17 protein-coding genes and 1 pseudogene are annotated in these 17,487 nt (G+C 70.0%); 9 read left to right on the top strand and 9 right to left on the bottom strand.

Translation table 11 applies throughout. The annotated features are described in order from the left end of the window. Positions 1-75 precede the first annotated feature (75 nt). The gene (locus AU195_RS07105) at positions 76-906 is read right to left on the bottom strand and encodes an AraC family transcriptional regulator (RefSeq protein WP_059158368.1); all 831 of its coding nucleotides are present in this window, start codon (positions 904-906) and stop codon (positions 76-78) included. 26 nt (positions 907-932) lie between these two features. On the opposite strand from AU195_RS07105, the gene AU195_RS07100 reads away from it, so the two are divergent. Together AU195_RS07100 and AU195_RS07095 are read left to right on the top strand one after the other, a co-directional pair. Further along, positions 933-1,400, top strand: coding sequence for a VOC family protein (locus AU195_RS07100; protein WP_059158367.1), 468 nt, complete (start codon positions 933-935; stop codon positions 1,398-1,400). 22 nt (positions 1,401-1,422) lie between these two features. Then, complete coding sequence (locus AU195_RS07095; RefSeq protein WP_059158366.1) at positions 1,423-1,854, top strand: HIT family protein; 432 nt, start codon at positions 1,423-1,425, stop codon at positions 1,852-1,854. A gap of 2 nt (positions 1,855-1,856) precedes the next feature. Here the strand turns inward: AU195_RS07095 and AU195_RS07090 are convergent, their stop codons facing one another. After that, the gene (locus AU195_RS07090) at positions 1,857-3,044 is read right to left on the bottom strand and encodes an FAD binding domain-containing protein (protein ID WP_059158365.1); all 1,188 of its coding nucleotides are present in this window, start codon (positions 3,042-3,044) and stop codon (positions 1,857-1,859) included. A gap of 40 nt (positions 3,045-3,084) precedes the next feature. Between AU195_RS07090 and AU195_RS07085 the strand changes: the two genes are divergently transcribed. Next, on the top strand, positions 3,085-3,528 hold the full coding sequence (locus AU195_RS07085) for a nitroreductase family deazaflavin-dependent oxidoreductase (protein ID WP_059158364.1): 444 nt from the start codon (positions 3,085-3,087) through the stop codon (positions 3,526-3,528). Here AU195_RS07085 and AU195_RS07080 read toward each other — a convergent pair. Together AU195_RS07080 and AU195_RS07075 are read right to left on the bottom strand one after the other, a co-directional pair. Then, positions 3,525-4,574, bottom strand: a complete 1,050-nt coding sequence (locus tag AU195_RS07080; RefSeq protein ID WP_059158363.1) for an LLM class flavin-dependent oxidoreductase — start codon at positions 4,572-4,574, stop codon at positions 3,525-3,527. The genes AU195_RS07085 and AU195_RS07080 overlap by 4 nt on opposite strands. A gap of 49 nt (positions 4,575-4,623) precedes the next feature. Beyond that, a complete protein-coding gene (locus tag AU195_RS07075; RefSeq protein WP_059158362.1) occupies positions 4,624-5,445 on the bottom strand; it encodes a uracil-DNA glycosylase in 822 nt (273 codons plus the stop codon). Positions 5,446-5,489: 44 nt separating this feature from the next. Between AU195_RS07075 and tap the strand changes: the two genes are divergently transcribed. Next, complete coding sequence (gene tap, locus AU195_RS07070) at positions 5,490-6,746, top strand: multidrug efflux MFS transporter Tap (RefSeq protein WP_059158361.1); 1,257 nt, start codon at positions 5,490-5,492, stop codon at positions 6,744-6,746. Here tap and AU195_RS07065 read toward each other — a convergent pair. Beyond that, positions 6,721-7,368: a winged helix-turn-helix transcriptional regulator gene (locus AU195_RS07065; RefSeq protein WP_059158360.1), complete on the bottom strand. Its 648-nt coding sequence runs from the start codon at positions 7,366-7,368 to the stop codon at positions 6,721-6,723. The genes tap and AU195_RS07065 overlap by 26 nt on opposite strands. Positions 7,369-7,443: 75 nt before the next feature. Between AU195_RS07065 and AU195_RS07060 the strand changes: the two genes are divergently transcribed. The 4 genes from AU195_RS07060 to AU195_RS07045 all read left to right on the top strand — a co-directional run bounded on the left by AU195_RS07060 (position 7,444) and on the right by AU195_RS07045 (position 11,122). Then, entirely contained in the window at positions 7,444-7,926 is a 483-nt protein-coding gene (locus AU195_RS07060; RefSeq protein WP_059158359.1) for a DUF3237 domain-containing protein, read from the top strand. 30 nt (positions 7,927-7,956) lie between these two features. Further along, the gene (locus AU195_RS07055) at positions 7,957-9,321 is read left to right on the top strand and encodes an FAD-binding oxidoreductase (RefSeq protein WP_059158358.1); all 1,365 of its coding nucleotides are present in this window, start codon (positions 7,957-7,959) and stop codon (positions 9,319-9,321) included. Positions 9,322-9,389: 68 nt separating this feature from the next. Next, the gene (locus AU195_RS07050; RefSeq protein WP_059158357.1) at positions 9,390-10,586 is read left to right on the top strand and encodes a cytochrome P450; all 1,197 of its coding nucleotides are present in this window, start codon (positions 9,390-9,392) and stop codon (positions 10,584-10,586) included. Continuing rightward, positions 10,583-11,122 carry a TetR/AcrR family transcriptional regulator gene (locus AU195_RS07045; RefSeq protein WP_082702987.1) on the top strand — a complete coding sequence of 180 codons (540 nt, stop codon included), beginning with the start codon at positions 10,583-10,585 and terminating at the stop codon, positions 11,120-11,122. Before AU195_RS07050 ends, AU195_RS07045 begins: the two co-directional genes overlap by 4 nt. On the opposite strand, the gene AU195_RS07040 is transcribed toward AU195_RS07045, so the two are convergent. The 4 genes from AU195_RS07040 to AU195_RS07025 form a co-directional block, all read right to left on the bottom strand. Continuing rightward, entirely contained in the window at positions 11,123-13,507 is a 2,385-nt protein-coding gene (locus tag AU195_RS07040; RefSeq protein WP_059158356.1) for an arylsulfatase, read from the bottom strand. A gap of 118 nt (positions 13,508-13,625) precedes the next feature. After that, positions 13,626-14,342, bottom strand: coding sequence for a siderophore-interacting protein (locus tag AU195_RS07035; protein ID WP_059158355.1), 717 nt, complete (start codon positions 14,340-14,342; stop codon positions 13,626-13,628). A gap of 105 nt (positions 14,343-14,447) precedes the next feature. Beyond that, positions 14,448-15,599, bottom strand: coding sequence for an acyltransferase family protein (locus AU195_RS07030; protein ID WP_059158354.1), 1,152 nt, complete (start codon positions 15,597-15,599; stop codon positions 14,448-14,450). After that, entirely contained in the window at positions 15,596-17,269 is a 1,674-nt protein-coding gene (locus AU195_RS07025; protein ID WP_059158353.1) for a DEAD/DEAH box helicase, read from the bottom strand. The genes AU195_RS07030 and AU195_RS07025 overlap by 4 nt, the downstream gene beginning before the upstream one ends. Before the next feature lie 106 nt (positions 17,270-17,375). Here AU195_RS07025 and AU195_RS25635 point away from each other — a divergent pair. After that, positions 17,376-17,487 (top strand): annotated as a pseudogene (locus AU195_RS25635) (LppP/LprE family lipoprotein); the annotation flags it as partial.

The following is a 17,487-nucleotide window of genomic DNA, read 5'->3' as shown; positions in this document are numbered from 1 at the left end:
GCATCGTCTCGGTCCGCTACGACAACGACGACCGCATCGTCCACGTCACCATCCGCTGACCGATGCTTCGACCGGTCAGGCGCCGTGCCGGGAGGCGTATTCGCCTGGCGTGCAACCCAACATGGCGCGGAAGTCATTGATGAAGTGGGCCTGGTCGTACCAGCCGAGTCGCGCCGCGAGGTCGGCGAAGTCGACGTCGGGTGCGCTCTCGATCTCCAGGGCGGCCTGCTGCAGACGGTATCGGCACAGCACCCACTTCACCGGCACCCCGACGTAGCGGCGGAACACCCGCTGAACCGTGCGTTCGCTCCACGGCGACAGGGCCACCACCTGTTCGACGCGCTGCAACCGGTCGTCGTCACGGATCCGGTCGACCAGCGCCGTCAACGCCGGGTAGACCGGGTCAACGTCGCCGGCGACCGCGGCGACGGCCCGGTCCAGCACTTCGCCGGCGCGCCCGATGTGGTCGGGTACCGCGAGCGGGCCGCCGAACAGCTCGTCGTCGACCGGCTGGACGCGGCCCGTCAACGGCGCGGCGTCGCGGCCGAAACGCGCGGCGAACCCGCCGGGCCGAAAGCGCGCACCGACGACCGCGCCCCGCTCGCGGATGGTCGTGCGGAACACCCGCTCCACCACGCCGTGCACCAGGGTCGCTGGCAGCAGGTGTCCGTGCCGGACCCCGTCGTCACCCCATTCGTGGGTGAGGTGCACCGACGGAAACGCGATGACGCTGCTGTCGAAAGGGGGCTGCCCGCGCAGATCCCAGGTGACCGACCAGAAGTGCTCCACGAACACCGCGGCTTCCGGCGAGGGTGCCCAACGCTTCAGGTCGAACATCGAGGCGTTGCCGGCGCGGCCGACCACGCCGCGCACCGGGACGGCTGACAAGTTTTTCCAAGCCCCCACACCGGCCAGGCTACAAAGCTGGAGCCATGAGCGTCTCACCCATTCCGGAGGGCTATACGAGCCTGACCCCGTTCCTGGTCATCGACGGCGCCGCGGAGGCGATCCAGTTCTACACCGGCGTCTTCGGCGCCACACTCGTCGAACGGATGGACGGCTCCGGCGGGACGGTCGCGCACGCCGAACTCGACTTCGGCGACGGCCGCCTGCAGCTGTCCGACCCGAACCCCGACTACGGTCTCGTGGCCCCGGAGCGGACCGACTCGGTTACCCATTCGATGGTGCTCTACTGCACCGATGTCGACGGCGTGGTGGCGCGCGCCGAAGCCGCGGGAGCGACGGTGCGCGAAGCGGTGCAGACGTTCGTCACCGGGGACCGGTTCGGGTCGATCGTCGACCCGTTCGGTCAGCGCTGGGCCGTGCTGACCCGGGTCGAGGACGTCTCGGCCGAGGAGCGCGACCGCCGGCTGGCCGACTGGGCACGCGAGAACGTGTGACCACGCGGGCTAACGTGGCGGGATGTCCTGTGTGTTCTGCGACATCGTCGCCGGCGAAGCGCCCGCCATCCGCGTCTACGAGGACGACGACTATCTGGGAATCCTCGACATCCGGCCGTTCGCCCGCGGCCACACGCTGGTGATCCCCAAGCGCCACAGCGTGGACCTCACCGACACCCCGCCGGACACCGTGGCCGGTATGGCCCGCCTCGGACAGCGCATCGCCCAGGCGGCGCGGCGCTCAGGGCTGCACGCCGACGGCAACAACGTCGTGATCAACGACGGAAAAGCGGCGTTCCAGACGGTGTTCCACATCCACCTGCACGTGCTGCCCCGCCGCGGCGGCGACAAGCTCTCGTTCGCCAAGAACATGGTGCTGCGCCGGGATCCGGACCGCGAGGAGTCGGGCCGGCTGCTGCGCGAGGCGCTCGCCCAACTCGACACCACCCCCTAGCGTCACCACGCCGGCCCGTGCAGGCCGAACCGGTTCTGCGGATCGGCCGGCTCCCAGCTGCAGTCGACCTGCGAACGCGTGCCCATGGCCCTGGCCCGGGACAGCAGGCGCCGGCCCAGCTCGAGCTGCTCGGGTTCCCACTTCGCCAGCGCCTCGGCCACACCGCCGCACGCCCGCAGTGCGTCGTGGAGCGCCCAGGCGTCCGCGGCCGCCTTGGCGGTGCCCGCTGCGGCGTGGGGCCGCGCGGTGGTCGCGGCATCGCCGAGCAATGCCACCCGGCCCAAGACCATGCGGTCCACGCCGACGTCCAAGACCGCCTGCAGGAAGGGCTGTTCGGTGCGCAGCACCAGCTCCGCAACCGATGGCGCCAGCAAAGCCGTTGCTGCTGTGCGCATTTCCTCGACGAAGCGGTCCTGCACCGCCCCGGGATGCAATGACACCGCCGCCACGTCACCGTTGCGGTCGGTCATCAACTCGGCGAGTTCGCCGGCCGCCACATTGCGGTACCACACGAAGTTCATCAGTCGCCGCCCCACCGCCAGGCCGCCGTCCGGGGACGGGATCGGGTAGGCGACGAGATGGGTGTGCGGCGCGAAACTGTAGGTGATCGCGTCGTGCAACCGTTCGAAGGTGCCGGCCGAGAGCCGGCTCTCGGGCAGCGTCCCGCGCCATCCGACGTAGCCCGCGTACTCAAGATCCGCCGATGGGGAAAAGTGCCGCCGGTTGGTGGAGGTGACGCCGTCGGCGAACACCACCAGGTCCGCGCGTTCACAACGACCCGAGGCGAAATACACCTCGGCGCCGTCGGCGTCCTGGTCGAACCCCGTCGCGGTCTCACCGAGGTGGTAGTGGTCAGTGCCGAAATCGGCGAGCAGCGCGCGCTGGAACGTGCCCCAGGAGGTGAAGGTCCAGGCCAGCGGTTCGGTGTGCACCACGGCGTCACCCCGGTCGAGGTACTGCACGTGATGGGTCGACGTGCTGACCTGCTCGGGATGCCGGTCGCTGCACTCGGTGAACCAGCGCAGCGTCTCCGGATGCAGGACGATGCCACCACCGCGACCGCCCAGATCCTCGGGTGTCCGCTCGAAGACCGACACCTCGAAATCCAGCCGCCGCAACAACAATGCGGTGGTCACGCCTCCGATGGAGCCTCCGACCACCACCGCGCGCGCCCCGCCCCAGTCGTGCATCTCGACACCCTATGGTCGCGGCGGCTGACACACTGGTGCAATGAGCAACCTCGATCCCGCCGAGAAGATCGGCATCCGGCTGCTTAGGGTGCACGACCTCCTCTACAAGAAGTCGGGCGGCCGCATCGGCCACCGCATCCCCGGTGCCCCGCCGAGCCTGCTGCTGCACACCGTCGGCGCCAAGACCGGCAAGGCCCGCAGCAACACACTGACCTACGCCCGCGACGGCGACGACTACCTGATCGTCGCGTCGTTGGGCGGGGCCCCCCGATCACCGGGTTGGTACCACAACCTCAAGGCTCATCCCGCGGTCGAGATCAACGTCGGGACAAGGCGGTTGGCGGTGACGGCGCGACCGGTCCTGCCCGACGACCCGGACTACGCCCGGCTGTGGCGCATCGTCAACGACAACAACTCCAACCGCTACGACGCCTACCAGAAGCGCACGACGCGGCCGATCCCCATCGTCGTGCTCACCCCCTAGAACAACTCCTTGGCGAGCAGTTCCAGCGTGGTGTCGCGCGCCGGCGCCGTCGCGGGATCGGTGCCGCGGCGCGCCGAGGCGACGGGGTTGACCATCACCTCGTCGACGTCGAACTCGGCGGCCAGCGCCCGCACCTGCGCGGCCGCCTCCGCCGGTGAGCCCACCACGGCGCGCTGCAGTCCGTGCTGGACGACGGCCTGGGCCTGCGGGCTGAGCTCCTTGGCCTGCGCGTCCTCCACGAGGTCGAGCGCGGTGAGCGGCTGACCCGTGCGCAGCTGGGCCATCATGTGCAGGTTCGGCAGCATCAGCGCCATCGCCTCGTCGTGGGTCTCGGCGACGACGGCGTTGACCGTGAGGAACGTGACCGGTTCGGCGGCGACGTCGCTGGGGCGGAACTCGGCGCGATAGGTCGCCAGCGCCTCGGCGGTGCCCTGGCCGGAGAAGTGGTGGGCGAACACGTACGGCAGCCCCTTGGCCGCGGCGAGGTGCGCGGAGTACATCGAGGAGCCGAGCAGCCACAGCCGCGGTTCGGTGGTCGCCGCGGGGGTGGCCTTGAGGATGTAGTTCTCCCGCATCAGGTTGCGCGGCAACGACACCCGTACACCGTGGCGGCTCATCAGCGCCGCGACGTCGTCGAGGTAGTCGGGAAAGCGTTCGATGTCGGTGTCGTCGCGGCCGGCGGCGCCGCGCAGCGCCATCGACGTCACCGGGTCGGATCCGGGCGCCCGGCCGATCCCGAGGTCGATGCGGCCCGGGTGGGCGGCCTCCAGGAGCGCGAACTGTTCGGCCACCGCCAGCGGCGCGTGGTTGGGCAGCATCACGCCACCGGAACCGAAGCGCACCTGGGACGTCTGCGCGGCGAGGTGGGCGATCACGACCGGTGGGCTGGTGGCCGCCACGGCGGGCATGTTGTGGTGCTCGGCGATCCAGTAGCGGGTGTAGCCCAGGCGGTCGGCGGTCTGCGCGAGCCGGGTGGTCGCCGCCAGCGCATCCGAGGTGGTCTGGTCGGTGCGCACGGGTATGAGGTCCAGGACAGAAAGACGCATGGCAACGTCAACGCATTCCGGCCCGGCTACGTTCCCGCCGGCCGGCGGGCTACCGTCCTGCCAGGTCACGCGCCCGGGTGAAGACGTCGTCCATCATGGCCGGGGTCAGCTTGCCGGTGAACGTGTTCTGCTGGCTCGGGTGGTAGCAGCCCACCAGGGTCACGTCGCCGATCGCGGCCTCGGCGAGGTGGCCGAACGTCGGCGCGGGCACCGGCACGGCGACGCCGCCACGCCGCAGCATCCGCAGCGCCGCCTTCCACGCGAAGCCGCCCAGTGCGATCACCACCCGCACGTCACCGCGGACCAGACGCCACTCCGCGTCGAGCCACGGTGCGCACGTCGCTCGCTCGGCCGGGGTCGGCGCGTTACCCGGCGGCGCGCACCGGACCGCGGCGGCCATCCGAACGTCGTTGAGCGCCAGACCGTCTGCGGCGTCGACGCACAGCGCCTGGTTGGCCAGGCCGGCACGGTGCAGCGCGGCGAACAGGAAGTCCCCGGAGCGGTCCCCGGTGAAGATCCGGCCGGTGCGGTTGGCGCCGTGGGCGGCCGGGGCCAGCCCGACGACCATGATGCGCGGATGGGCGTCACCCCACCCCGGTGCGGGTCTGCCCCAGTAGGGCTGATCGGCGAACGACTTGCGTTTGACCGCGGCCGCCTCCTCCCGCCACTCGACCAGACGCGGGCACGCGCGGCACACCGAGACCAGCGCGTCCAGTTCGTTCAGCGACCCCGCCGCCTCGGCCAGCGACTCCACCGCCGCCGCGGACGCGGCCACCGCCGTCGCGGGCGTGGCCGGGTCGCCCGGCCACCCGGTGCCCGGCGGCACGGGCGAGGGAAACAGGACACCGGTGCGCGGGTGAGGTGATTGCACGTCTCCACTGTGCCGCCCGCTGCTAGATTCGGGCGCGATAACCCATGATCACCAGCAAGCGCGGTCCGCTGTACCTCATCTACTTCTCGGCGTTGACCGCGGGAGCGGGTAACGGCATCTCACTGGTGGCGTTCCCGTGGCTGGTGTTGCAGCGCAACGGCTCAGCGGTCGACGCGTCGATCGTCGCGATGGCCGGGACCCTGCCGCTGTTGGTCGCCACCCTGATCGCCGGCGCGGCCGTCGACTACCTGGGCCGGCGCCGGGTGTCGATGATCTCCGATGCGCTGTCCGCGCTGTCGGTGGCCGCGGTGCCCGTCCTCGCCTGGACCCTCGGCGTGCAGGTCGTCAACGTGGCGGTGCTCGCAGCGCTCGCGGCGCTCGGCGCGTTCTTCGACCCGGCCGGGATGACCGCCCGCGAGACGATGCTGCCCGAGGCCGCCCACCGGGCCGGGTGGACACTCGACCACGCCAACAGCGTGTACGAGGCCGTGTTCAACCTCGCCTACATCGTCGGGCCCGGGATCGGCGGACTGTTGATCGCGACCATGGGCGGCGTGAACACCATGTGGGTCACGGCCGGGGCGTTCGTGCTGTCGATCCTGGCGATCGCGGCGCTGAGCCTGGAGGGTGCGGGGCGGCCCGAGCGTGACCAACTGCCCGAGCGGGTGTGGGCCGGCATCGTCGAAGGGCTCGGATTCGTCTGGCGCACACCGGTGTTGCGCACCCTGGCGGTGGTCGACCTGATCGCCACCGGGCTGTACATGCCGATGGAGAGCGTGCTGTTCCCGAAGTACTTCACCGACCGCGACGAACCGGCGCAGCTGGGCTGGGTGTTGATGGCGCTGTCGGTCGGCGGGCTGGTGGGCGCCCTCGGCTATGCGGCGCTGTCGCGATACGTCAACCGCCGAACGGTGATGCTGGCCGCCGTACTCACCCTCGGCGTCGCGATGACGGTCATCGCATTCCTCCCCCCGCTGCCGGTGATCCTGATCCTGTCGGCGATCGTCGGGCTGGTGTACGGGCCGATCGCGCCGATCTACAACTACGTCATGCAGACGCGGGCGCCCGCTCACCTGCGGGGCCGCGTGGTCGGGGTGATGGGGTCGCTGGCCTACGCCGCCGGACCACTCGGCCTGGTGGTGGCCGGTCCCCTGGCCGACGGCGCGGGTTTGTCCGCGACATTCTTCGCGCTCGCGCTGCCGATGCTGGCCCTCGGTGTGGCGGCCGTCTTCCTGCCCGCGCTGCGCGAACTCGACCGGGAGCCGGCCCGACCCCTCAGAGACGAACCCGGGGCGGGATGAACACCTCCGCGAGTTGCCGCACCGCGTCGGGGGCGCCTGCCACGTGCAACCTGCCCGCGGCGACCAACTCGTCGACCCGCGCGGGATCGGTGGCGGCGGCCAGCACGTCGACCTCACCGGTCAGCACGACGTCGGGTGTGACGTCGTCGCCGACCACCTCGACCCGGCGGTCACCGATCATCATGGTCGCACCGCCCTGCGGGGTCGCCAGCCGCAGCACCAGATCGGGTCCGGTGCGGTCGTCACGCACATAGGCGCGCACCGCGCGCGCCAGCCACTCGGGGCGGACCAGGTCCGTGGGGGTGCGCGTGAACAGCAGATGCCTGCCCCACCGCGCGAACGCGTTGATGACGTCTTCGAGCGCGCGGCCGTCGTCGGTGAGGTCGTAGACGTTGCCCGACGCGGGTTTGGGGAGTTCGCGTTTGACCACCAGCCCGTTGCGTTCGAGGTCGCGCAGCCGCCCGGCGAGCATGTCGGTGGCGATGGGCGCGAGCCCGCTCAGCAAATCCCCGTAGCGCCGCGGCCGGTCGAGCAGCTCGCGCACGATCAGCAGCGTCCACCGGTCGCCGACCAGGTCGAGGCTCTTGGCCAGCGCGCAGTGTTGGCCGTAGGAGCGGGGCATGCGTCGAAACTAGTGCAGCTCAACCCCTCTTCAACGGATACTTGCTTTTTCCAAGCGATACTCCTACCGTAGGTCATGACCGCTTCCCCACTGGTCGACATCGACGCCGAACCGGCACTCGAGCATCTGCTCGACATCCGCATCGCGTTCTCGGCGGTCCACACCTTCACGACGCCCGTCGGCATGCGGGCCACCTACGTCATCGCCGAGGGACGCTGCGAAGGTCCGCGGATCCGCGCCGACGTGCTCCCCGGCGGCGGGGACTGGGTGGTGCTCGGAGCCGACGGCGTGGCCCGCCTCGACGTGCGGGCGACCCTGCGCACCGACGACGGCGCCCACATCCACCTCACCAACACCGGCCGCGTCTCGATGTCCGCCGTTGCCGCGCAACGTTTCTCCTCGGGAGCGCTCCTGCGGTACGACGAGATCTACGCCCGGTCGAGTCCGCTGTTCGACACCGACGACCACCGGTACCGCTGGCTCACCGGCCTTCACACGGTGGCGATCAACGAGGTGTCGCGCAGCGCCGTGCACTACAAGGTCTTCGCGGTCCGCTGAGCCCGTCTCACCACGACCTACCATGGCGACGTGAGCCCCGCCCTGAGCGATCTGATCGCCGAACTGCCCGACGGCGTCGTCGTCACCGATCCCGACATCGTGGCGTCCTACCGGCAGGACCGGGCGGCCGATCCGAGCGCCGGAACCGCGCTGGCCGTCGTGCGCCCGACCCGCACAGAAGAGGTGCAGACCGTGCTGCGCTGGGCGTCGGCGCACAGGGTGGCGGTGGTTCCGCGCGGGATGGGCACCGGGCTGTCCGGCGGGGCGACGGCGCTCGACGGCGCAATCGTGCTGTCGACGGAGAAGATGCGCGACATCACCGTAGACCCGGTCACCAGAACCGCGGTGGCCCAACCCGGCCTGCTCAACGCCGAGGTCAAGAAGGCGGTCGCCGAATACGGACTGTGGTATCCGCCGGACCCGTCGTCGTACGAGATCTGCAGCATCGGCGGCAACGTCGCCACCAACGCCGGCGGCCTGTGCTGTGTGAAGTACGGGGTGACCACGGACTACGTGCTCGGTCTGCAGGTGGTGCTCGCCGACGGCACCGCGGTGCGCCTCGGCGGGCCGCGGCTCAAGGACGTCGCCGGGCTCTCGCTGACCAAGCTGTTCGTGGGCAGCGAGGGCACGCTCGGGGTCATCACCGAGGTGACGCTGCGCCTGCTGCCGCCCCAGCCGTCACCGTGCACCGTCGTCGCCACGTTCGACTCCGTCGAGGCGGCGGCGGACGCCGTGGCCACCATCACCGGAACGATCCGGCCGTCGATGCTCGAGTTCATGGACGCCGTCGCGATCAACGCCGTCGAGGACAAGCTGCGCATGGGCCTGGACCGCAATGCCGCCGCGATGATGGTCGCCGCCTCCGACGACCGGGGTGCGGCCGGCGCCGAGGACGCCGAGCTCATGGCGAAGGTGTTCACCGAAGCCGGTGCGACCGAGGTCTTCTCGACGACGGATCCCGACGAGGGCGAGGCGTTCGTGGCGGCCCGGCGGTTCGCCATCCCAGCCGTCGAGGCCAAGGGCGCGCTGCTGCTCGAGGACGTCGGCGTGCCGGTGCCCCGACTCGCCGAGCTGTGCGCCGGCATCGAGAAGATCGCCGCCGACCGCGATGTGCTGATCTCGGTGATCGCCCATGCCGGGGACGGCAACACCCACCCGCTGATCGTGTTCGACCCGGCCGACGCGGCGATGGCCGAGCGTGCCGAGAAGGCGTTCGGCGAGATCATGGACCTCGCGGTCGGCCTGGGCGGCACCATCACCGGGGAACACGGTGTCGGGCGGTTGAAACGGCCGTGGTTGGCCGGCCAGATCGGTCCGGAGGCGATGGAACTCAACCGCCGCATCAAACAGGCCCTCGACCCCGACGCGATCCTCAACCCGGGCGCCGCGTACTGAGAATGCTGTTTCGCGCGGACGGGCCAACGGGGGTTGACGCCGTCACCGGTCTGCCGTATCCATGAGACATGACGGCGAATGTGTCTCATGCGGCCCGCTTCGAACTGGCGACGGCCGAGACCTGGACGAACCCGTGGCCGATGTACGCCGCCCTGCGCGAGCACGACCCCGTCCACCACGTCGTCCCGCCCGCGACACCTGACCTCGACTATTACGTGCTGTCCCGGCACGCCGACGTGTGGCGCGCGGCCCGCGATCACGAGACGTTCTCGTCCGCGCAGGGCCTCACCGTCAACTACGGCGAACTCGAGATGATCGGCCTGGCGGACAACCCGCCGTTCGTCATGCAGGACCCGCCGACGCACACCGACTTCCGCAAGCTGGTGTCACGCGGTTTCACCCCCCGGCAGGTGGAGGCCGTGGAACCGGCGGTCCGCGCGTTCGTCGTCGAGCGCATCGAACGGTTGCGTGCGGACGGCGGTGGCGACATCGTCCGGGAGTTGTTCAAACCGCTGCCGTCGATGGTCGTCGCGCACTACCTCGGCGTACCCGAGGCGGACCGTGCGCAGTTCGACGGATGGACCGAGGCGATCGTCGCGGCCAACACCGGGCCCGGCGGGGTGACCGGGGCGGGCGACGCGATCGGCGCGATGATGGGCTACTTCGCCGAACTGATCGAACGCCGCCGCCGCGAACCCGGTGACGACACCATCAGCCACCTGGTGGCCGCCGGCGTCGACGTGCTGCCGGTGCTGGCGTTCACGTTCACGATGGTCACCGGGGGCAACGACACCACCACCGGAATGCTCGGCGGCACAGTGCAACTGCTGCATCAGCGCCCCGACCAGCGGCGCCTGCTCGCCACCGAACCGGAGCTCGTCACCGACGCGGTCGACGAATTCCTGCGGTTGACCTCACCGGTGCAGGGGCTGGCGCGCACCGCGACCCGCGACGTCACCATCGGGGACACCACCATCCCGGCGGGCCGCAAGGTCCTGCTGCTCTACGGGTCGGCCAACCGCGACGAGCGCGAATTCGGTCCTGATGCAGGCGAACTCGACGTCACCCGGCGGCCGCGCAACATCCTGACGTTCAGCCACGGCGCGCACTTCTGCCTCGGCGCCGCGGCGGCCAGGATGCAGTCGCGGGTCGCCCTGACCGAGCTGCTCGCCCGGTGTCCCGACTTCACCGTCGACGAGGCCGGGATCGTCTGGGCGGGCGGCAGTTACGTCCGCCGTCCGCTGTCGGTGCCGTTCGCGCTGTGACGGCCGCCGACCGCATCCTCGACGCGGCCGAGCGGCTGTTCGCCGAACGCGACGCCGCCACCGTCGGCATGAACGACATCGCGAAGGCGGCCGGGTGTTCGCGGGCGACGCTGTACCGCCACTTCGACAGCCGCGACACCCTGCACACCGCCTACGTCCACCGCGAGGCGCAGCGGCTGTACCGCACGCTGGCCGAACGGCTCGGCGGGGTGGCCGACCCGGCCGAGCGGCTGATCGAGAGCACGGTGCTCACCCTGCGCAGTGTGCGCGAAAACCCCGCGCTCGCATCGTGGTTCACCCCGACGGCGCGCCCGATCGGCGGTGAGTGGGCCGAACGGTCCGACGTCGTCGCGGCCATGGTCGAGGCGTTCGTGCGGTCGCTGGGCCATACCGAAGACGTCGAGCGACGGGCGCGCTGGCTGGTTCGGGTGCTCACCTCGCTGTTGCTGTTCCCCGGTCGCGACGAGGACGACGAGCGCGCGATGCTCGAGGACTTCGTGGCGCCGGTCCTGATCAGCCCGCAACGAGCGCGGTGATCACTGTCGCGACATCGCGATGGTCAGCTTGTCTTCCGGGGTGACCAGATGGTCGTGGCCGTCGGCGCCGATGTCGATCTTCACCCAGTCGATGCGCCCGGTGAATGCATTGCCGTGCGGTCCGTAGTCGGGCGAGGTCGGTGACCCGGTGTCCGAACCGACGTCACACGCCTCGTCGGCGGAGAACGCCATCGGCTCGGTCTGCTCCACCCTGCCGCTGCCGACCGTTTCGTCGTCGCAGAACAGCGTCACGTCGCCACCCTTGCCCAGTCCACCGCCGTCGTAGGCGAACTCCATGCGCAGGAGGTGGTCGCCTGCCGGAATCGGTGCGTCGGTGGTGACGTAGTAGTACTCGATGCCGAGGAAGTTGTAGCAGTATTTCCACCGGCCCTCGTGGGCGTAGAGGCACCACCCGCCGACGCCACCGCCCTGGCTGATCACCACCCCCTGCGCGCCGGACTCGGGCACCGACACCCGGGCGGTCACCGAGTGCGACTTGTTCTTGATGTTGAGCACGCAGCTCTCCATCAATCGCATGCCGGAGAAGATGGTCTGGGTGGTGCCGGTGATGAGCACCGGCCGGCCGGAGATGTCCGGGTTGAAGCGCTCGAACGACCGGTCGTCGAGCGGCAACACGTCGTACTTCACCGCCTCGATGAGCCACAGACGCTGCAGCTCGGCCAGTTTCGCCGGATTCTCGGCCGCCAGGTCGTGGGCCTGGGTCCAGTCGTCCGGGCCGTAGAGTTCCCACACGTCGTCCTCGAGCGGGGGTTGGTCGGCCAGCCACGGCGTTCGGTGTTTGGTGACCGCGGTCCACCCGTCGTGATAGATGCCGCGGTTGCCGAACATCTCGAAGTACTGCACGCGGTGGGTCTCGGGAGCGTCGGCGGCGCGCAACGTCGAGATCATGCTGGCGCCCTCCATCGGCGCCTGCGCGATGCCGTTGACCAGCAGCGGCGCGGGGATGCCCGCTGCTTCGAGAATCGTCGGCGCGACGTCGATGACGTGGTGGAACTGGTCGCGGGTCCGGCCGCCGCCGCCGAGTCCGGCCGGCCAGTGCACGATCGTGCCGTTGCGGGTGCCGCCCCAGTGGGACGCGACCTGTTTGGTCCACTGATACGGCGCACACAGGGCGTGCGCCCAGCCCACCGCGTAGTGGTTGTAGGCGTCGGGTGTGCCGAAGTCGTCGATCTTGGACAGCAGGAAGTCCTCGGTCTCGATCCCGGCCAGACCGTTGAGCGTGCACATCTCGTTGAAGCACCCGTTGGGCGTGCCCTCCGCGGACGCGCCGTTGTCCCCGATGATGTAGTAGACCAGCGTGTTGTCGAGCGCGCCGAGATCGTCGATGGCGTCGATCAGCCGCCCGACCTCGTGGTCGGTCTGCTCCATGAAGCCCGCGTAGATCTCCATCTGCCGGGCCAGTACCGGCCTGAGCCGTTCGGGCATGTCGTCCCAGCCGGGGATCTCGTCGTGCCGTCGCGTCAGCTCGGCGTGCGGCGGTACCACCCCGAGCTCCTTCTGGCGTGCGAAGATCTGCTCGCGCAACACATCCCAGCCGGCGTCGAATTCGCCGCGGTACCTGTCGGACCACTGCCGGGGCACGTGGTGCGGCGCGTGCGTGGCGCCGGGTGCGAAGTACATGAAGAACGGCTTGTCCGGGGCGAGCGCGTGTTGCCGGCGCACCCAGGTGATCGCCCGGTCGGCGAGGTCCTCGGTGAGTGTGTAGCCCTGCTCGGGCGTCTTGGCCGGCTCGACGGGTGTGGTGCCCTCGAACAGGCCCGGGTAGTACTGGTTGGCCTCGCCGCCGACGAACCCGTAGAAGTGCTCGAACCCCGACCCCGTCGGCCACTGGTCGAACGGCCCGACCGGCGACACCTCCCACACCGGGACCTCGTGGCACTTGCCGAACTGACTCGTCGAGTAGCCGTTGAGCCGCAACGTCTCCGCGATCGGCGCCTTGTCCTTGGGCCGGATGCTGCTGTACCCGGGCGCCGACGTCGCGATCTCGGTGACACCGCCCATCCCCACCGAGTGGTGGTTGCGGCCGGTCAGCAACGCCTGACGGGTCGGCGAGCACAGCGCGGTGGTGTGGAAGCGGTTGAGTTTCACGCCGTTGGCCGCCAGCCGTTCGGCGACCGGTGTGCGGCACGGGCCGCCGAACGCCGAACTCGCGCCGAAGCCCACGTCGTCGATCAGCACGATCAGCACGTTCGGCGCGCCCTCGGGCGGCCGCAGTCTGGTGATCGGCGGATATGTGGTGTCCGGATCCTTCGCGTCGTACGTCGTCAGACCGACGTGCCGGGGATCCGGGATCGGGAGCACGTCGCGCCGCACCGCGGCCGCCGAGGTGTGCTGTCCGTCGCGCTCCGGTGACGAGTGGGACATGGCCGGCCTCCCGAGGTTCCCGGACCGCGCTTTTCGAGTCCGGGCCCGGCCAGCCTATGCCGGTGCGCGGCGGCGCCCCGGCGTTTTCGGCGCGCCGTCACAAAGCCCCGGCCGGCCGTCAGACCTGCCAGTACGCCTGTGCTTTGATGGACTTCTTCGGGATCTTGTAGTCCTCGCGCAGCACCTTCGACACCGCGCGGGTGGTGCGGTTGTCGCAGGCCACCCACCCGAAGTGGTCGGCGGCGTCGAACGCCGCCGCGGCGACCGTCTCGATGAGCGCCTCACCGGCGTTCTTGCGGTCCACCCAGGTGACGTCGGACGCGCGGGCGACCGGCAGTTGCTTGTCCTCCTCGTGGCCGGCTTCGAGGAACACCCGTGCCGGGGCGTCGCCGATGGCGGCCAGCAGCGAGTTGATGGCGGGCAGCGACGCGGTGTCGCCGACGATCACGTAACCGACCGGGCGCGGTTCGGGTAGCGCGAAATTGCTGCCGAGGACGGTGATCTCGAGGGTGTCACCGGGCTGCGCGTCGCGTGCCCACTGCGATGCCACGCCGTCGTGCAGGGCGAACTCGATGTCCACGGTGTCGCGCGCCGGATCCGGGTCGACCAGGGTGTAGCCGCGCTGGTGCTGTTTGTCGCCGTCGGCGAACCACACCCGCACCCACTGCGTCGGGTGCGGCGGGTTGTCGGCGAGCATGCCGCCTGCGGTGAAGCTCAGCCGCAGGTAGTACGGGCCGATCTCGCGCCTGCCGGTGACCGTGAGCGTGTAGTCGCCGGCCCGCATCAGCTTGAGCACTGCGCCGCTGAACCCGCGCGATGGCTTCTTGTCGGCCATGCGTCCCACCCTTCGTCGTCAAGCTTAGGGCAGCTTAACCTAAGACAGGAGCGAGAACGGACGTCCGTCGTTCGCCGCGACGGTCTCGGCGCCGGTGCGGGGGCGTCAGGTCGGGCGCACCCGGGTGAACCGGTGCAGCACCCACGCCAGCGGGATCGTCGTCGCCATCGTGCCGACGAACAACCACAGCATCGACCCCGTGTAGATCGGGTAACGCAGGATCTCCACCATCACCACCTCCATGGTGATCAGGTGGATGAGGAAGATCTCGTAGGAGATCTCGCCGAGGAACACCATCGGCCTGCTCGCCAGGAACCGCTCGTACCAGCCGCGATCACCCAAGGCCAGCGGCGCCACCGCCAGCGTCGCGATCACGGCGTAGAACGCGGTCTTGACCAGCGCCTCCTGCAGTCCGGCAGGTGAGGTGGTCGGTTCACCGGCGATCGGCGTGGACGCGATCAGATAGCAGACCACCGCCAGCGGAACGGCCGCCAACGCGTAGACCCGCACGCCCATCGCCGCCAGCACGGCCAGCAGCATCCCGCCGACGAACCACACCAGGTACGTCGGCAGCCAGAGCCGGGCGCCGTCGGGCAGCCAGTCCACGCTGTGCACGAGCCACAGCCATACCGGCGATACCGCGGCGAACAACGCGAGCCCCGACAGCAGCAGCCCCGGCCGCCACGCCCGTCGGCACACCACCACCAGCAGCACGTACGCCATCGCCGGCAGCACGACGTAGAAGGCCGCCTCGACGGCGAGGCTCCACATCTGCGTCAACCCCTGGTGCAGGAACGAGTAGAGGTAGTCGTCGGTGTAGATCTGCGTCAGGGTGAGGTTGCGGAACAACCCTTCCCAGGTGTGTCCGGGGTTCGGCCCCGCGGTGCGGAAGTTATAGACGAGATAGGCCGCCACCACGGTCACCACATACGCGGGCATGATGCGGCGCACCCGGTGCCAGGCGTAGCGGCGCACCGAGGGCGGCGGGCCGCCACGGGCCGCCGCCCGCACCCACGGGCGGAACAACAGGAAACCCGACAGCACGAAGAAGATCGGCACGCCGATCTCCATACGCGAATAGACCAGACCCTCGAACCCCTGCGGATACCTGCCGGTGGTGTAGGCGGCGTGCGTCAGCACCACCAGTAGCGCGGCGACCGCGCGGACACCCGTCAGCGAGGCGACACGCTCGGCGCTGGACACCGATTCGAGCCCGCCCTGAGCGACCGGCTCCTGCACGCCGCGCGGTGCGGTCACTTGCCCTTGTGGCGCGCCTTGGGCCCGCGATCGGGTTCGAGATTGATCAGCATGCCCTGGATGCGGGTGCGCTCGAGCTTCTTGAGGGTGTCCTTCGACAGGTTGGCCGGCAGCTCGACCAGCGAGTACTCGGGTTTGATCGAGATGTGGCCGAAATCGCTGCGGTTCAGGCCGCCCTCGTTGGCGATCGCACCCACGATCGCACCGGGCATCACCTTGTGCCGCTTGCCCACGGCGATGCGGTAGGTGGCCAGGTCCGTCCTCGACCGGTCGCGCGCCTTGCGGGGTCCGCCGTCCTCGCGCACGGGACGCTCGCGCCGCTTCTCCGGCGGCGGCTCGGTCATCAGGAACGCCTCGCCGTTGCGGGACTGCACGGCCAGCGCCGCGGCGATGTCGGCGAGCGGCACGTTGTTGTCCCGCTCGTAGTCCTCGATGAGGCGGCGGAACAGGTCGATGCCCGGGGCGTTGAGCGCCTCGCTGATCGAATCCCGGAACTTCTCCACCCGCTGGGCGTTGACGTCCTCGACCGACGGCAGCGCGATCTCGACGAGCTTCTGCCGGGTGACCCGTTCGATCGAATTCAGCAGATGCCGCTCGCGGGGCGTGACGAACAGCAGCGCGGTGCCCGACCGTCCGGCGCGGCCGGTGCGGCCGATGCGGTGCACGTAGGACTCCGGATCGTGCGGGATGTCGAAGTTCACCACGTGCGAGATCCGCTCGACATCGAGCCCGCGCGCCGCCACGTCGGTCGCCACCAGGATGTCGATCGACCCGTCCTTGAGCTGGCTGATGGTGCGTTCACGCACGGCCTGCGGGATGTCGCCGTTGATGGCCGCCGCCGCGAACCCGCGCGCCCGCAGCTTCTCGGCGACCTCCTCGGTGGCCTGCTTGGTGCGGACGAACACGATCATCGCGTCGCCCTGCTCGACCTCGAGCAGCCGGGTCAGCGCGTCCATCTTGCGCGGGTAGGACACCTGCAGGTAGCGCTGCGTGATGTTCTCGGCGGTCTGGGTCTTCGCCTTGACCGTCACCTCGACGGGGTCGTGCAGGTATTTGGCGGTGATCTTCTTGATGGCCGGCGGCATGGTCGCGGAGAACAGCGCCACCTGCTTGTACTCGGGGGTGTCGGCGAGGATCCGCTCCACGTCCTCGGCGAAGCCCATCTGCAGCATCTCGTCGGCCTCGTCGAGCACCATGTAGTCCAGGTGCGACAGGTCGAGACTGCCCTTGTCGAGGTGGTCGATCACCCGGCCCGGCGTGCCGACGACGACCTGCGCGCCACGCTTGAGGCCGGCGAGCTGCGGACCGTACGAGGAGCCGCCGTAGACCGGAAGCACGTTGACGTGCAGGTGCGCGCCGTAGCGGCCGAAGGCCTCGGCGACCTGCAGCGCGAGCTCGCGCGTCGGGGCCAGGACCAGCGCCTGGGTGTGGCGGCTGGCGGTGTCGATCTTCGACAGGATGGGGATCGCGAAGGCCGCGGTCTTGCCCGTCCCGGTCTGGGCCAGGCCGACGACGTCGGAACCGGCCAGCATCGCCGGGATGGTGGCGGCCTGGATCGCCGACGGGCTCTCGTAGCCGACGTCGGTGACGGCCCGCAGCACCTCCGGGTGAATCTGCAGATCAGCGAAGGTGGTTTCGGTACCGGGGGCGTCCGGTTCAGGCGACGTCATAACGAGGCAAGTCTAGTGCGCCATCGGGCCGCTTCCGCCCAGCGCGCCTGTTCCCACCTCACATCCGATCCCGGTACGGTGCGCTGTTGTGAGACGGGTGGTCGAGATCGCGGTCGGGGCAGCCGCTCTGGTGACCCTCGTCGGCTGTGGCTCCGGCGATTCGACGGTGTCCAAGACCCCCGAGGCGACGGGGCCCTCCCCCGCGCCCCCCGCCCCCC

Source organism: Mycobacterium sp. IS-1496 (genome assembly GCF_001499995.1).
Classification (GTDB): Bacteria; Actinomycetota; Actinomycetes; order Mycobacteriales; family Mycobacteriaceae; genus Mycobacterium.
This window is presented reverse-complemented; position numbering and strand designations above follow the sequence as displayed.

What these genes read in the sequence shown, in the direction of transcription:
- AU195_RS07100 (WP_059158367.1), top strand. Translation starts at nt 933, where the DNA reads ATGAGCGTCTCACCCATTCCGGAGGGCTATACGAGCCTGACCCCGTTC.
- AU195_RS07095 (WP_059158366.1), top strand. Translation starts at nt 1,423, where the DNA reads ATGTCCTGTGTGTTCTGCGACATCGTCGCCGGCGAAGCGCCCGCCATC.
- AU195_RS07090 (WP_059158365.1), bottom strand. Translation starts at nt 3,044, where the DNA reads ATGCACGACTGGGGCGGGGCGCGCGCGGTGGTGGTCGGAGGCTCCATC.
- AU195_RS07085 (WP_059158364.1), top strand. Translation starts at nt 3,085, where the DNA reads ATGAGCAACCTCGATCCCGCCGAGAAGATCGGCATCCGGCTGCTTAGG.
- AU195_RS07080 (WP_059158363.1), bottom strand. Translation starts at nt 4,574, where the DNA reads ATGCGTCTTTCTGTCCTGGACCTCATACCCGTGCGCACCGACCAGACC.
- tap (WP_059158361.1), top strand. Translation starts at nt 5,490, where the DNA reads ATGATCACCAGCAAGCGCGGTCCGCTGTACCTCATCTACTTCTCGGCG.
- AU195_RS07065 (WP_059158360.1), bottom strand. Translation starts at nt 7,368, where the DNA reads ATGCCCCGCTCCTACGGCCAACACTGCGCGCTGGCCAAGAGCCTCGAC.
- AU195_RS07060 (WP_059158359.1), top strand. Translation starts at nt 7,444, where the DNA reads ATGACCGCTTCCCCACTGGTCGACATCGACGCCGAACCGGCACTCGAG.
- AU195_RS07050 (WP_059158357.1), top strand. Translation starts at nt 9,390, where the DNA reads ATGACGGCGAATGTGTCTCATGCGGCCCGCTTCGAACTGGCGACGGCC.
- AU195_RS07040 (WP_059158356.1), bottom strand. Translation starts at nt 13,507, where the DNA reads ATGTCCCACTCGTCACCGGAGCGCGACGGACAGCACACCTCGGCGGCC.
- AU195_RS07035 (WP_059158355.1), bottom strand. Translation starts at nt 14,342, where the DNA reads ATGGCCGACAAGAAGCCATCGCGCGGGTTCAGCGGCGCAGTGCTCAAG.
- AU195_RS07025 (WP_059158353.1), bottom strand. Translation starts at nt 17,269, where the DNA reads ATGACGTCGCCTGAACCGGACGCCCCCGGTACCGAAACCACCTTCGCT.